The 15,632-nt window shown below is 38.8% G+C and carries 13 protein-coding genes; 12 read left to right on the top strand and 1 reads right to left on the bottom strand.

What is annotated here, in order from left to right; all coding sequences use genetic code 11:
• Positions 1 to 248 precede the first annotated feature (248 nt).
• The 7 genes from QMA08_RS08290 to QMA08_RS08260 all read left to right on the top strand — a co-directional run bounded on the left by QMA08_RS08290 (position 249) and on the right by QMA08_RS08260 (position 8,433).
• Positions 249 to 500, top strand: a complete 252-nt coding sequence (locus QMA08_RS08290) for a hypothetical protein (RefSeq protein WP_024595559.1) — start codon at positions 249 to 251, stop codon at positions 498 to 500.
• 161 nt (positions 501 to 661) lie between these two features.
• Positions 662 to 925 carry a hypothetical protein gene (locus tag QMA08_RS08285; protein ID WP_024595558.1) on the top strand — a complete coding sequence of 88 codons (264 nt, stop codon included), beginning with the start codon at positions 662 to 664 and terminating at the stop codon, positions 923 to 925.
• A 190-nt stretch (positions 926 to 1,115) separates the two neighbouring features.
• Entirely contained in the window at positions 1,116 to 2,846 is a 1,731-nt protein-coding gene (locus QMA08_RS08280) for an ATP-binding protein (protein WP_039488491.1), read from the top strand.
• Positions 2,839 to 4,203: a sigma-54 dependent transcriptional regulator gene (locus QMA08_RS08275; protein WP_002959078.1), complete on the top strand. Its 1,365-nt coding sequence runs from the start codon at positions 2,839 to 2,841 to the stop codon at positions 4,201 to 4,203. The genes QMA08_RS08280 and QMA08_RS08275 overlap by 8 nt, the downstream gene beginning before the upstream one ends.
• 177 nt (positions 4,204 to 4,380) lie before the next feature.
• Positions 4,381 to 5,337, top strand: coding sequence for a porin (locus tag QMA08_RS08270; RefSeq protein ID WP_290174172.1), 957 nt, complete (start codon positions 4,381 to 4,383; stop codon positions 5,335 to 5,337).
• 9 nt (positions 5,338 to 5,346) lie between these two features.
• Complete coding sequence (locus QMA08_RS08265; protein ID WP_290174171.1) at positions 5,347 to 6,822, top strand: SLC13 family permease; 1,476 nt, start codon at positions 5,347 to 5,349, stop codon at positions 6,820 to 6,822.
• A 192-nt stretch (positions 6,823 to 7,014) separates the two neighbouring features.
• Positions 7,015 to 8,433, top strand: coding sequence for a coniferyl aldehyde dehydrogenase (locus tag QMA08_RS08260; RefSeq protein WP_039488496.1), 1,419 nt, complete (start codon positions 7,015 to 7,017; stop codon positions 8,431 to 8,433).
• A gap of 136 nt (positions 8,434 to 8,569) precedes the next feature.
• On the opposite strand, the gene QMA08_RS08255 is transcribed toward QMA08_RS08260, so the two are convergent.
• Positions 8,570 to 9,295: a tetratricopeptide repeat protein gene (locus tag QMA08_RS08255; RefSeq protein ID WP_290174170.1), complete on the bottom strand. Its 726-nt coding sequence runs from the start codon at positions 9,293 to 9,295 to the stop codon at positions 8,570 to 8,572.
• Between the two features lie 781 nt (positions 9,296 to 10,076).
• On the opposite strand from QMA08_RS08255, the gene QMA08_RS08250 reads away from it, so the two are divergent.
• The 5 genes from QMA08_RS08250 (at position 10,077) to QMA08_RS08230 (ending at position 15,632) form a co-directional block, all read left to right on the top strand.
• Positions 10,077 to 10,940, top strand: a complete 864-nt coding sequence (locus QMA08_RS08250; protein ID WP_290174169.1) for a DUF6279 family lipoprotein — start codon at positions 10,077 to 10,079, stop codon at positions 10,938 to 10,940.
• A gap of 84 nt (positions 10,941 to 11,024) precedes the next feature.
• The gene (locus QMA08_RS08245; RefSeq protein WP_138490401.1) at positions 11,025 to 12,053 is read left to right on the top strand and encodes an XdhC/CoxI family protein; all 1,029 of its coding nucleotides are present in this window, start codon (positions 11,025 to 11,027) and stop codon (positions 12,051 to 12,053) included.
• Complete coding sequence (locus QMA08_RS08240; RefSeq protein WP_290174168.1) at positions 12,047 to 12,640, top strand: nucleotidyltransferase family protein; 594 nt, start codon at positions 12,047 to 12,049, stop codon at positions 12,638 to 12,640. The genes QMA08_RS08245 and QMA08_RS08240 overlap by 7 nt, the downstream gene beginning before the upstream one ends.
• A 199-nt stretch (positions 12,641 to 12,839) precedes the next feature.
• On the top strand, positions 12,840 to 13,328 hold the full coding sequence (locus QMA08_RS08235; RefSeq protein WP_290174167.1) for a (2Fe-2S)-binding protein: 489 nt from the start codon (positions 12,840 to 12,842) through the stop codon (positions 13,326 to 13,328).
• A 12-nt stretch (positions 13,329 to 13,340) separates the two neighbouring features.
• The gene (locus QMA08_RS08230; protein ID WP_290174166.1) at positions 13,341 to 15,632 is read left to right on the top strand and encodes a molybdopterin cofactor-binding domain-containing protein; all 2,292 of its coding nucleotides are present in this window, start codon (positions 13,341 to 13,343) and stop codon (positions 15,630 to 15,632) included.

The raw sequence follows: 15,632 nt of genomic DNA, 5'->3' as shown, positions 1-15,632 counted from the left end.
GTAAAAATTTTAAAACCCAGTGGTCACCTTTACCCACCTAATACCAATGAGCAATGATACTTAATCATTTTGCGAGGCTAAATGTGTCGCTCCCTGTGTTAAAAAATTCTCATTTAGAACAGTTAAATAGCGAATTTTCGCCTAGCTATCAACACGTTTTTCTACCCTCAAATAGATCACTTAATTAAACGAATTGCTATAAACTGGTATCATAAAGAATAATTTTTTATATAGTACTGAAGGACTTAATGGCAAAACCTAATAAAAAAGGCCCAACTAAAACGGTCGATATTTTTTGCTCTGCTTGTAAAGCTTCCTTATTTAAATATCGAAAAGGAGGCAAAGGAGCATTAGTTAAGTGTTTTAAAGAGCGTATTAGTCAAGACTTTACACAAGAGCCTTGTATTTGTCCTAACTGCAGTCGGCCTTTTGCCCGAGAAGCGATTATTCGTGGTGCACCTGCCTATAAAATAATTGGTGGCAAAGTAACGTTTAAATAATTCAGATACAGTAAAATTTCTTCATACGGACATATGGCCTTGTTAGAATTTACCATATTGATAGAATCGCTCGGTTTGCTGTTTCAATGAATGAAAAAATACCCTCCCCATGGATCGGGCCAGTTTATTGGGTTATTTAAAAATGGATAAAGGATAGTTTCGTGATAGCACTCTTATTTGACATCATAGGTATGACAGGTACTTTTTTAGTAGTTGGTTCATTTTTCTTACTGCAGCTAGGAAAAACGTCTCCATCTAGCCTAACGTATAATATGATGAATTTAACAGGGGCGATTTTGTTGTTAATTAGCCTTTGCTATAACTTTAATTTAGCGAGCTTTGTGATAGAAATATTTTGGATAGCTGCTTCATTAATTGGTTTATACAAATACCTAAAAAACAGATCAGCTTTAGCTACAAATTAATAACGTATTAATTTTGTTCTAAACCTTAAACACTGCAAGCACAACTGTTTGCGGTGTTTTTTGTTTTTAGGACTAAATTTAATTAACAAGTATAATTAAATTCATTTGTTAACAAAAAGTTTATATCCCTGCCTCATATAAGTCGTTACACTAGCGACCTTAAATTTTTAGGCTATTTCTCGGGTAGGCCATGTTTACGTTTTCTAAAAAAATAATTACAGTATGTATATTATTAGTATTAATTTTGGTTGTTACATTTTGGGTAGGCCGCGCTCACGATATTGAAAAAGCAACAGCTCAAGCGCAGCGTCAGGTTACTCAATTAAATAATTACATTGATACTGAACTCGCTCGTTTTTCGGCTATTCCCCAGCTACTTACTTATAATCAGTTAATGATTGAATTTGCAAACGGCGACCAAGCCCATTACAACGCTATAAATAACTACTTAGCTGATATACAACAAGCCAGTGGTGCATCAGATATATTTGTACTTAATGCCCAGGGCGCAGTTACGGCAAGTAGTAACTGGCAAGCCGATTACACATTTTTAGGCAGTAACTTTGCCTTTAGACCTTACTTTAAGCGTGCATTTGCAGGTGAAAAAGTGGCCTACTTTGCACTAGGTATGCGTTCAAAAGAGCGTGGTATTTATTTTTCGCAGGCTGTTTATCACGACAACAAAGCGGTTGGTGTTGTTGTATTAAAAGTGAATGTAAGCAAATTTGAAAACGACAGAGAGCTTTTAAATACATCTAAAGGTAGCCATTTTTATTTAGAGCTTAGTGATAATGTAATTGCGATGTCTGATATGCAAACATGGCGTTTAAATAGCTTCAGCGAGTTTGATATAACAAAGCGACGTAATATAAAGTTACGCCGTGCTTATTTAGATCATCAACCTGTATATATTAAGCAATTTCAATATAAGAGCCAGGGTATTTCGCATTTCAAAATTAATAAAAACCTTTATGTGAGTGCGACAAAACCATTGCGTTACTTTAGTGCACATATGAACGTACTTGTTGATATTACAAAAGTAAATTCAGCTCAATTAATACGCTTGTTTTGGGCATTTAGTATTTATGCTTTAGTTATGATTGTTGGTTATAGTTTACTTGCTCGTTTTGCGGGTTATAAAAAGCTCGTTTACTCTAGGCATAGTCTTGAGCAAAAAGTGATTGAGCGCACACAAGAGCTTGAGAAAACGCAAGTTGCATTAGTTCAATCAGCAAAACTTGCAACAATTGGGCAGTTAAGCGCAGGTATTAATCACGAAATAAACCAGCCCCTTAGCGCTATGAATACTTACCTAGCAAGCGCCAAACGTTTACTCGCTAAGCAAAATTACACCGCACTTGGCGAAAGCATAACGGTGATTGAGGGGCTTGTAGGTCGCGTACACAAAATAGTGGGGCAGCTAAAACATTTTAGCAAACCATCACAAACTCAATTAAGGCCTTATCCGTTAGCTGGTTTATTAAATAACGCCTTGATGATTGCCAGCTCACAACTAAAACAAGATAACGTACACGTAGAGCAGCCTAATTTAGATAGTGGGTTAATAGTGTGGGTTGATTCACTTAAATTTGAGCAAGTGTTGGTTAACTTAATAACTAACGCGAGCCAAGCTATGAATGGCGCAATAATACGTAAATTAAGTTTTAATGTTGAGTGCTTTGATAACCGAGTAAAACTCTCAATTTTAGATACAGGGCCTGGAATAGAGCAACATGCTTTTGGTAATATTTTCGAACCTTTTTATAGTACTAAAGAGAGTAACGGCTTAGGCCTTGGGTTATCTATTTCAAAACAAATCATTGACTCGTTTAATGGCTCTTTAAGTGCGCACAATCGACTGCAAGGCGGGGCTGAGTTTATAATCAGTCTATCAAGCACGCAGGATAAAACCGATGATTGAAAACTCACCGTGTAAGCACATCATTGTAGTTGATGATGAAGCGATGATCAGAGATTCATTAAAACAATTACTTACTCTCGAAGGCTATACAGTTGAGTGCTTTAATGATGCAAGTACGGCTCTAACAAAGCTTAATCGACGTTTTATGGGCGTTGTACTGAGTGACATAAATATGCCTGCAATGGATGGGCTTACTTTACTTGAGCAAGTCACGGCATTTGATAGTGAACTGCCGGTTATATTTTTAACAGGGTACGCCGATGTAACTATTGCTGTTAAAGCTATGCAATTAGGCGCGTATGACTTATTTGAAAAACCAGTAAACGAAACATTGCTTGATTGCATAGCAAGAGCATGCGACAAGCGTAGCTTAGTGATTCAAAATCGTGCACTAAAACTTGCTGTACAAAAAACCTCAGCGCCGGGTGTAAGAATCCTGGGTGATACTCCTAAAATGCAAGATATGATGCATTTACTCAATACGGTTATTGATACCCCTGCTGATGTAATGATTGAAGGTGAAACTGGCACGGGTAAAGAGCTTGTAGCGCGTTACTTACACGATCAAAGTATTCGCTCAGCAAGTAACTTTGTGGCTATAAATTGCGGCGCGGTGCCTGAGCAGTTGATAGAAAGTGAGTTATTTGGTGCTGCAAGTGGTGCCTATACCGGAGCAACTCACACTCGTAAGGGAAAGTTTGAATTTGCACAAGGTGGTACAGTTTTTTTAGATGAAATAGAAAGTACCCCAATGTCGTTGCAGGTTAAATTATTACGCGTATTAGAGGAGCGAAAAGTAACTCCAGTAGGTGATAATAAAGCAATTGAATTAGATATAAGAATTGTTGCAGCCACTAAAGTAGATTTGCTTTTATTAGTTGAAAAAGGTGAATTTAGAGCAGATTTATATTATCGGCTAAGTTTGGTAAAAGTAGATATACCGCCTCTTAGAGCTCGAAAAGCAGATATAGTATTACTCTTTAAGCACTTTAGCTCTATTGCAGCAACACGCTATCATAAGCCGCCAGCACCTCTTAATAGCGAAATACAACAGCGACTCTTAGCGTACGACTGGCCTGGTAATGTAAGGGAGCTTAGAAACCAAGCTGAGCGCGCGGTTTTATTAGGAGTAGAACTTGCTTTTAGTGTTAGCAAAACGCAGGCTAAAGGTGAGCTTTCTCCCGATTTAAGCCTATCTGAAAAAGTTGCTTTTTATGAGCAGTCGTTAATAGAAGAAGCCCTAGAGCGTAACCATGGAAGTATTAAAAATACGATGGATACACTGCAAATCGCTCGTAAAACCCTTTACGATAAAATGAGTAAATACAATTTAAACCGTGATATGTTTATTGACTAAATTGTGTGGTTTATGTGACAACTTCGTTTTTATGGTGTGTGGGAAACCGCACATTTATTCTCTTTTTTTATACGCAATATCCATTAACCATCTGAAATATAGAAGTATTTTACCATTGGCAGTAAAGTTGCCTTATTAGGTCTGACAACAAGTAGATTCTAATAATTAGGACACATAATGATAAAGTTTACACACTCTACTATTTTACTCACCTCAATAAGTAGCTTTGCTTTTTACTCGTACACGGCTTGCGCTACTGAATATGATGTTTATGGTAAAGCCGAAGTGCAAATTGCTAATACAGATACGGGTATTATGCGTTACGCAGAAGAAGGCACGCAGATTGAAGCGCCATTTTCGCGTATAGGCATTCAAGGGCAACACAAATTAAATGAATATTTAAACGTTGTTTTTAAATACGAAGTGCAAGTAAAAGGTTTTGAGCAAGATGACACCGAAGAGCCATTTAGTGCAAGGAATACATACCTTGGTTTAAAAGGTCAATTTGGCGAGCTTGTAGTGGGAAGAAATGATACTCGCTTTAAATACTCTGAAGGCAAAGTTGATAACTTTAATGAAACCCAAGGTGACATAGCTCAAGTTATTGCAGGACAAGATAGACTTGGTGATACGCTAACATACACTTCTAATTATTGGCATAATACGCAATTTTCGTTTACTTATGCTCCAAAAGACGACAACAAAGATAACGAAGCTGGATTTGCAGCAACCTTTATTTATGGTGATCGTAGCTTAAAAAACACCTCATATTACTTATCATTAAGCCATGTTGATTCTCTTAATAATATTAATGCGAGCCGAATAGCAGCAGCCTATAAATTTGAACAATTACAGCTTGGTGCACTGTATCAGCATTCTGAATCAACAGATGGTATAAAATCAGGTAACGGTTATGTGTTAAGTGCAAGCTATACGCTTGAAAAATGGGTACCTAAATTACAGTTTGCTAAAGATGACTCTTTACTTCGTCAAACTTCTGAGGCAACGCAATGGACTACGGGCCTTGACTATGTATTTGATAAGCAAACAACTGCTTACCTTTTATACACCGACCTTAATTTAGAAGAACAAGACGACAGCAGTGTTGCGCTTGGTCTTAAATACAAATTTTAGAGGCCTGCCATGACAGATAATATACTCACGCAAAAACCAGATAAGAAAAGACATTTCCAATGGCTTTTTTTGATACTAGGCCCTGTAGTAATGCTATTAACATGTTTACTCGATCCACCAACGGGTATGTCTGTAGCGGCATTTAAAACCGCAGGTTTAGCATTTTGGATGGCATCGTGGTGGGTGAGTGAAGTAGTACCAATTCCAGCAACTGCTTTGCTCCCTCTGGTAATATCACCACTTGCTGATATAGCAGCAATTAAAAGCGTGGCTGCCCCATATGCGCACCCGCTAATATTTTTATTTTTAGGTGGTTTTTTAATTTCTATTGCTATGGAGCGTTGGGGGTTACATAAACGTATTGCGCTAAGCACCATGTTATATGCGGGTAAAAAGCCAAGCTTGCAAATTTTAGCAATGATGCTTGTAACTGCATTTTTGTCGATGTGGATGTCTAATACCGCAACAGCCGTAATGATGCTACCTATTGCGCTTTCAATTACTAATTTAGTTAAGCAATCAGACCCGAGTAATGAAGGTTTTGGTAAGGCTTTACTGTTATCAATCGCTTATGGTGCAAGTATTGGTGGTATTGCTACCTTAATCGGTACTCCGCCTAATGCTTTAATGGCTGCTTACTTGTCAGATAGTTACGAAATAGAAATTGGCTTTGCGCAATGGATGATTGTAGGCGTACCTCTGTCTTTAGGTATGCTAATTATTAGCTGGGTTTGGCTTACTAAATTTGCGTATAAAGTAGATGCTAATGTTAAAAACGATCAAAAAATTGATACAAAAGCGGTGTTTTCAACACAGTTAAAAAACCTAGGTATAATGCAGCGCGCCGAAAAAGGCGTGTTATTTGTATTTGTTTTAGCAGCACTGTGTTGGATATTTAGACCTTTATTAGGTGACATAACAGGTCTTAATATTTCAGATACTACTATTGCAATTGCAGCGGCATTGCTGTTGTTTGTAATGCCAGCGAATAAAGGCAAAGATGAGCGTATTCTTGATTGGGAAAGCGCAGCTAAAGTGCCGTGGGGCGTTTTATTATTATTTGGTGGCGGGCTTACACTTGCATCTCAAATTAAGTCATCAGGGCTTGCTGAGTTTATTGCTCACCTAATTGAAGGCGCTAGCACTATTCCACTTGTTATGAGTGTACTTGTTGTTGTGGCATTAATTACGTTTTTAACTGAGATCACAAGCAATACAGCAACTGCAGCTGGCTTTCTTCCTTTGTTAGGGCCCGTTGCAGAGTCTATAACAGGTTCACCATTGGTTTGGGTTATTCCTGCAGCTATAGCGTGTAGTTGTGCGTTTATGATGCCGGTAGCGACACCACCAAATGCTATTGTGTTTGGCTCAGGGCAAATTCAAATGCGCGACATGATAAGAGCGGGCTTTGTGCTAAACATTGTGGCTATTGTATTAATTACGCTGGTAACAATGACGATTGCAGCCCAAGTATTTGGTTTTTAAAGCTGTACTAAATTAGTTCTAACCAACCTATGCCAGAGTAGTTTTGTTTATACTTACAATTTTAAACAAAGCTACTCTTTATGCTTATATATATATTGCTTAAGAAGCTCTTTTTTAGATAATTAGTGTTATTGCTCGAAAAACAGAACAAGGTTATAGTCGTTAATAACTTTAAAAATTGAGTAACCTATTTTGAGCACTGAGACATCACAGGCAATGCCTTTAATTCCCCAGTTTGATGAATTGCAAAAAAGCTTTCTCGAAACGCCTTACTTGCCAATTGATAAACGTCTCGTTTTATTGAAAAAACTCCGTGTACGTATTGTTGAACTTGAGCAAGAGCTAGTAGATGCTGCTTCAAAAGACTTTGGTTACAGAACCGCTTTCGATACTTTACTTGGCGATATATTGCCTACAGTGCAAACACTCGCGCACATTATTAAAAAACTGCCAAAATGGGCAAAGCCAAGTAATCGCTCTGTGGGTTTAAGCTTATGGCCTTCAAAAGTAAGTGTTAATTATCAGCCCAAAGGTGTGGTTGGTATTATTGCACCGTGGAATTACCCGATTCAGTTAGCGTTAGTACCTGTGCTTACCGCCATAGCTGCCGGTAATAGAGTGATGCTTAAATTAAGCGAATTCACACCTCATACAAACGCCGTTATCGAAAAAATCTTTAAAGATGATCTGCAAGCTCATTGTAAAATAATACTAGGGGCGAGTGATGTTGCAGCACAGTTTTCATCACTGCCATTTGCTCATTTATTATTTACGGGTTCTACGAACGTAGGTAAATTAGTAATGGCGTCAGCGAGTCGTAACTTAACGCCGGTAACGCTTGAACTCGGTGGTAAATCGCCGGTTATTATTACGCAAAATGCCGATATTAAAAAAGCGGCACAAGCCTTACTGTTTGGCAAAATGGCCAACGCAGGGCAAATATGCGTTGCACCCGACTACGTATTTGTACCCAAAGAGCTTGAGCATCAGCTTATTCAGCAATTATGCGAGTTGTATAAAAAGCATTTTAAAGACGGTGTTGAAGGTAAAAACTTAACTTCTATCATTAGCGATGCGCATTATAAACGTTTGGCAACCTACTTAGAGCAAGCCCAAGAACTGGGTGCAAACATTATTAAGCCACTTGAGCAAAACCAGCAAGACGAAGAAAAGCACCGTATGGGGCTGCATTTAGTAACTCAAGTAACTGACGAAATGCAGCTTATGCAAGATGAGTTATTTGGTCCAATACTACCAATAATGAGTTATGAAAAGCTCGACAGCGCAATTGACTATATTAAAGCTCATCACCACCCATTAGCGCTTTATATTTTAGGCCAAGATAAGCACGCTCAAGAATACATTATGAAGCAAACAATCAGTGGCACTGTGGCAATAAACGACACCTTAGTGCAAGTAACTGCTGATGATGCTCCCTTTGGTGGTGTAGGGCATTCAGGAATGGGGCATTATCATGGTATAGAAGGGTTTTTAACGTTTAGCCATGCTAAAAATACGTTAGTATCGGGCTCGTTTAATCCTCGCATTGTTATGCTACTAAAACAAAGCAAACTTATTATTAAGCTTCTAAAGTGGCTTTACATAAAATAATAGGGTGCTGATTTGGTAAAGTTGAATAAGTGTTAACTTGCTAATCAAGATATATTAAAAAGGCTGAATTACATTATGTAATTCAGCCTTTTTTAGATTAGTTTAAAGCTACGGTCTTAAACTCTAAAATAAGACTTTAAAATAAGCGACCTTCGCCAGCATAGGTACCCACTTGTATTTTTGCATAAATGGCATCGGCTTTTTCTTTAGCTTCTTCAATTTCTTTAGGCAGCATTTTACGCTCATCAAGTTTACGGCTATGACTCGCTTGCATATTACCGTTGTACTCAGCGATAGTATTCCAAATATATGACTTTTCTAAATCTTTTGGCATACCTAGTCCTTCAAAATACATGAGGGCTAAATTAAATTGCGCTAAAGAGTAATTGTTTGCAGCTGCTTTTTCGTACCAGTTACGTGCCGCTTCATAGTCTCGTGTAACACCCACGCCATTAGCGTACATTACGCCCAAATTAAATTGAGCTGCAGGTAAATTCTTCTTAGCTGCTTTTTCAAATAAGGTAACTGCCATTTGATGATCAAGTTTAACGCCTTTACCTTCATCGTATAAAACAGCTAGAGCAAACATCGAATCAGCATGGTTCTTTTTAACGCCTTGTTGATAAAGTGCAGCTGCTTTGCGGTAATCGCGTGTTACACCGTATCCACCTTCGTATAATTTGGCTAGTTCGTAAATTCCTGGCGCAAAACCTTTGTCTGCTAGGTATTGGAATTCTTTTAGGGCGACTGCAAATTCACCTTCGTTAGCTGCTCTTATGCCATCTTCTAATGTTGCATGAGCGAAAGGGCTGACAAGTAAAACGCCAGCAAGAATGAGTGCTTTTAAATTAAACTGTGACATATTAATGTCTCCAATTAGTAATAGTTTCGATAGATTTTAGGGCCAGTACATTTTTAGATTAAACATCCACTGCTATTTAGGCTCGCCCTTGAGGCGGTTTGCTCTTTGTTGCTCGGTTTTTTAATGAGCTTACTAAGTTACAAACTTCGCGCGGCGATTAAATAGCGCCTAGATAGAACAAATTTTAACCCTAAAAGGTCAACAGGCCATAGTTAAATGCTAATTTATTAAATTTTTGCACTATTTGCACATTATAAACGTTTAATACCCAATACATTTATGTAAAGACTAAATCGGTTACTATAGATAGATGCAAAAAAGGGTGTCTACTGTTATGTTTTACGCCAGCTTTAGTGTAAACGCAAGGCGGTACCTTATTAGATCGTGCGTATAAAATGTAAATAACAGCGCGGTGGACTTTCAAGGTAAGTAAATGAGTTTAAGAAGTGTAAGATACAGATTTTATAGAAAATTTAAAGATATAAAAAAAGCCCGTTAGGGCTTTTTTGAGTCATATTAACCGTCACTAATATGAGCAATGTAGCAAGTAAATGTGATATTTGGTGTTATTACTTGGGTCGAGTAAGTAATACCACGAAGCGGCACGTTCTTCTTTTAATGTGTCAGCATCCTTGCTGAATATCCTTCCATAGGCACTGAGGTCGGTACATTTTGTTTCTGATAATGATTATTAGTTAGATTAGCGCGCAAGTCAATGCTTAAATGATAATTATTATCAAATAAGATTTTCATGATTATAAAATTTAAAATAAGGAAAGTGATGCTTAATAATCTTAAAGCTAAAAAAGTGATAAATGCATGCTTTGCTATCAGCATGGTATTTTTGTGTAGCTGTTCAGCCTCATTCACTTATAACAACTTGAGCTGGCTTTCGTCATTTTGGGTAGATGATTATATTGATCTAAATAAAACACAAAATAAGCAGCTCAAACAGATTATTAACACGACCCAAGCGTGGCATAGAAGTACGCAGCTACCAGCCTACAAACAAGACATTCAAAATATTAAGGCACTTTTTAACAACACACTAAGCATTGATCAGTTAAAAGAGCAGGTGGTTTTTGCTAAAAAGCATTGGCAAAACCTACTTGAATACGCGCACATGCCTTTAGCTGAGCTTGGGGCAACCTTATCAAGTGAGCAAAGAGAAGAACTTTTAAACAATATTCAAATAAAAATTAACGACGAACGTGAAGAGTTTAACGAACAAACCCCGCTTGAGCTAAAAAGTGAGCGTTTGGAAGAGCAATTTGAATACTACGAGCAGTGGATAGGCAAACTTAATAAACAACAAAAAGCGCTGATTAAATCAACTAATGAGCAACATCAAGACTCAGGAGCGCTGTGGTTAGAGTACAAGCAAGCCCGTTTGAATGCGGCCAAACAGGTATTTACAAATGCTGAAATTACAAAAAAAGAATTTATAAATCAGTTGAGTACAGTTATTAAAGAGCGCGAACTATATATGAGCGACGCACTATTGAAAACCAATGAAGCAAACTTAGATTTATATATAAATTTACTCTACGAATTAAACTCAACCTTAAATGATAAACAACGCCAAAGCGTTAATGATCAATTTGATGAGTTAATTGAGACCTTAAACGATATAATAGAAAACTAAATTGTGCGTGAATTATTAAGTTTTAAATTAGCTGTTTAGGCTGATTTGTTTTTAAACGCAAAAATGCTTTTTAAAGGGCAATATATGGTTACAGATTTGAAAAGTATCTTAAACACTTGGTATCCCAACAGGGACAACCAAGAATGGGTTTTAGCTACTTTGTATAAAATTGAAGGCTCTAGCTACAGAAAGCTAGGTGCTATGATGCTTATTTCGAGCCTAGGCGAGCGCTTAGGGATGCTTTCGGGTGGCTGTTTAGAAGCTGACATACAGCGCCATGCTAAACAAGTAATGAGTACTTTAAGCAGTAAAACTATTAGTTATGATGCCACCGATGAAGACGATTTAACATTTCAACTTGGCATTGGTTGTGGAGGCATAGTACATATTTTACTGCAGCCTATTCATAAGGCTAATGACTATTTACAGTTAGAGCTTGTATCTAAAGCACTTAATGAGAATAAACCAGGGCGATACCTTCAACAAGTAAGCCCCATTTTACCAGCCGGTAGTGGTGTATTTACGCAAAATGATGAGTTACATGGTTTATCAATGAACCGCAAAGCGCAGTTGGTAGAATTACAAGGCGCTACGTGCTTGCAAACCTCTATTTATCCACCGCCCCATCTATTAATAGTAGGTGGTGGCGCTGATGCAGTTCCGGTTTATACATTTGCCAAACAACTTGGTTGGAGTGTAACTGTATGGGATACGCGCGCTGCCAATGCAAAAAGACAGTATTTTAAAAATGCAGATGCTATTTTGCGCATCACACCGAGTGAGTTAAAAGAATATTGCATAACCCATAAAGTTGATGCGGCTATTTTAATGGCTCACAGCGTTGAACTTGACGCCAGTACATTGGCTCAATTTAAAGATGTTCCGTTTAAGTATATAGGGCTATTGGGTCCTAAGCACAGACGTAAACAAGTTTTAGAGCACGCAAATACGCATGTTTCACAAATTAAGTCTCCTGTTTTTGGGCCTGTCGGTTTAAATTTAGGGGGCGACTCGCCAGAGAGTATTGCACTATCGCTGATCAGCGAAATACATGCAGTGCTGTGTGATAAAGATGCCCAATCACTAAGTCATTGGGGGCAAGAGCCGTGCTAATTGCAAAAGTTGTTTTAGCCGCAGGGCAATCATCTCGCTTTAACGGCTGTAAATTAACAGCTGATATTGGCTTTGGCAAAACAATGATTGAGCATGCTGTAAATACACTTCAAGAACTTGATGACACGCCGGTGTATGTAGTTACCGGGGCATGGCATAAAGAAGTAGTACAAGCACTGGCAGGTTATAAAAACATAGAGCTGATTGAGAACAAGCAATGGAGCCAAGGCTTAGGTAATTCAATCGCGATAGCTTCTCAAACAGTGTTTAAAAATAAGTCCTTTGATGGGATTTTATTTATGCTCGCGGATCAGGTTGAGCTAAAAGTAGCGCACTTAAGTGAGCTAGTTACTGGTTTTAAACGTAACCCATCGCGCTGGTGCGCAAACTATGGCGAGCGTTTAGGTGTACCCGCTATATTCCCAGCGGTTGATTTATCTCAGCTTGCAAGCTTAACTTCAGACAGAGGTGCGCAGCAATTACTGCGCTCCAGCAGTGAGGTCGTCAATACAATTAGTTTAAGTAGTGCGAGTGTAGACATAGATACTCAAAAGCAGCTAAGTAATTTTATAGCTAAAAATGAGTGATAAAGTAGTAGTAGGGCAAAATAAGTTTTAGCTGCGCTAACGCTTTAGTGCAGTGGTTATGGTATTTAGCTGTTAATGTAGCTGATGCGGTAACTATATGTGTTATGGATTAGTAGTTACAACAATCTTAACTGTTATAACCTGAGTTTAAATTAAACAATTTAAACGCAGGTTATAAAGCTTAATCAAGGGGCAAGCTATGGTGACGTTTACAATTAATGGCAAGGTGGTTGAATCACACGCAAGTGAAGATACACCATTGTTATGGGTTATTCGCGATGAAATTGGATTAAAAGGTACGAAGTTTGGTTGCGGTATTGCAATGTGTGGTGCGTGTACGGTGCATTTAGATGGGCAAGCAACTCGCTCATGTGTTTTACCAATTGGCGCAATTGCAGGAAAAAACATTACCACAATTGAAGGGCTTAATAACGAACATCCACTTCAAAAAGCATGGGTTGAAGAGCAAGTACCACAGTGCGGTTACTGTCAGTCGGGGCAAATAATGCAAGCTGCTACATTACTGGCAGCTAATCCAAGTCCTTCAGATGAAGAAATAGTAAGCCATATGAATGGTAACTATTGTCGCTGTATGGCTTATAAACGTATTAAAACTGCTATTCAACGCGCTGCAGATGAGTCACAAAGTGTAGTAAATATATTTGATCCAAATGCACAAAACGCTTAACTGGAGCCAATAATGAAAAAATTATTTCAAAAAAATAGCGAAACCGTTAATTTAAATCGTCGCTCGTTTATGATTGGCACTGCTAGCGCAGGCTTAGTCATGGCGTTTGCCCCTGCGTTATTTTCGGGTTCGCTCAGTGCAAAAGAATCAATTGCGCAACAGGCTTTTTCACCCACTATTTGGTGGACTATGAGCACCGACGGCGCCGTAGAAGTGAGTATTGCTAAAGCTGAAATGGGTCAACATATCGGTACTGCTCTTGCGCGCATTGTGGCTGATGAGCTTGAATGTGATTGGGATAAAGTATCAATTACCTATGTAGATACTCATGAAAAATGGGGCTTTATGGTAACGGGTGGTTCGTGGTCTGTATTTCAAAGCTTCAAGCCATTATCTCAAGCCGGCGCTGCGGGTCGAATTGCATTAATAGAAGCCGGAGCTAAAATGCTCGGCGTGCCTGCAGACAAATGTCGTGCTGAAAAGGGCTATATTATTGCAGGCGAAAAATCGGTTAGTTACGCAGACATAGTTAAAAAAGGCGAGTTTAATCGTACATTTACCAGTGATGAAGTTGCAAACCTTCCACTAAAACCGGCTAATAAACGTCATTTAACTGGGCTTAAACAAGACTTTAAAGCGCTTGATATACCAGCCAAAACAAATGGTACAGCAGTATATGGGATAGATGTAGAAGTTGAAGGCATGCTGTACGCGCGTCCAGTTATTCCACCAACTCGTTATGGCAGCACAGTAACAAACGTTGACGATAGTGCAGCAAAAGCTATTAAAGGTTACAAAGGCTATGAAATTTTAAATGACCCTAGTAACACAGTGCAAGGCTGGGTTGTTGTATTAGCTGATAGTTACCCAAGTGCCATTAAAGCAGTAGATGCTTTAAAGGTGAGTTACAAAAAGGGTGAGTCAGCAAATATATCTGAAGCTGATATTCAAAAAGAAGGTAAGCGATTATGCGAGCAACGCGACTCGGGTACTTTGTTTGTTGATGAAGGCGATATAAAGAAAACCCAAGCAGACGCCAGTGAGTCGTTAGAATCAATGTATACCACAGCGACAGCGAGTCATTATCAGCTAGAGCCATTAAATGCGGTTGCAGAATTTAAAGACGGAAATTGGATTATTCATACCGGTAACCAGTGGCAGTCACTTACGTTACCTGCGCTTGCTAAAGCACTCGAAATAGAACAAAACAAAGTAATTATTCGTCCTTACTATTTAGGTGGTGGTTTTGGTCGTCGATTATTTGGTGACTGGACTGTACCTGCAGCTCTAACTGCAAAAGCAGTAGGTAAACCAGTAAAACTGGTATTTACACGAGCAGACGATAGTTTATTCGATCAGTCTCGCTCAGCATCAGCTGCAAAAATGACGGCGTCGTTTGATAAAAATGGTACATTCACAGGAATGGAACATGCATTTGCTGCTGGTTGGCCTACTAAAGCTATGGCACCAGGGTTTTTATCACCGGGTGTTGATGGCAAAGGTAAATTTGATGCATTTTCGGCATCGGGCGCTGATCATTGGTACAGCATGAGCAGTCATCGTGCACGCGCTATTAATAACGAAGTTGCGCAAAGCACCTTTACTCCAGGTTGGTTACGTTCAGTAGGGCCAGGCTGGATTGCATGGAGTCTTGAGTCGTTTATTGATGAAATTGCCCATAAGCAAGGCAAAGATCCTGTTCAATTTAGAATTGAAATGTTAGATGGTAAAGGCAAGCAAGCGGGTAAAGCACCTGAGAGCGTTGGCGGAGCACTGCGCTTACGTAATGTGCTTAAAACGGTGTCTGACAAAGTAGCTTCTGTAAAATTAGCGAAAGACGAAGGCATTGGTTTTTCTGTAAGCTCAGGGCAAGAACGTACTATGCCAGCATGGCTTGCAACCGCAGCGCATGTTCACGTTAACCGTGATAGTGGTAAAATAACGCTTAAAAAGCTTTATGTTGTTGTAGATGCGGGCTTAATAGTTCACCCAGATGGCGCACTGGCGCAAATTGAAGGGTCGTTACTATGGGGCAGCAGCCTTGCATTGCATGAATCAAATACGTATAAAGATGGGCAAGTATCTGCGACTAACTTTAATACTTATTTACCGCTAAGAATGCAAGATGTGCCAGATATGGACATCGAGTTTTTACAAAGCGATGAGTTTCCAGTTGGTTTAGGTGAGCCTGGGGTGATCGGAGTTGCTCCTGCTATTGGTAATGCAGTGTTTAATGCTGTAGGCGTGCGTTTACGTGACCTACCAATGAAGCCAAGCGAACTTAAAAAAGGCTTAGAAGCGTAA

It is taken from the genome of Pseudoalteromonas sp. APC 3355, assembly GCF_030407615.1.
GTDB lineage: Bacteria > Pseudomonadota > Gammaproteobacteria > Enterobacterales > Alteromonadaceae > Pseudoalteromonas > Pseudoalteromonas distincta.
Note: the sequence above shows the minus strand (reverse complement) of the source record. Positions and strands in the feature narration are given on the sequence as shown.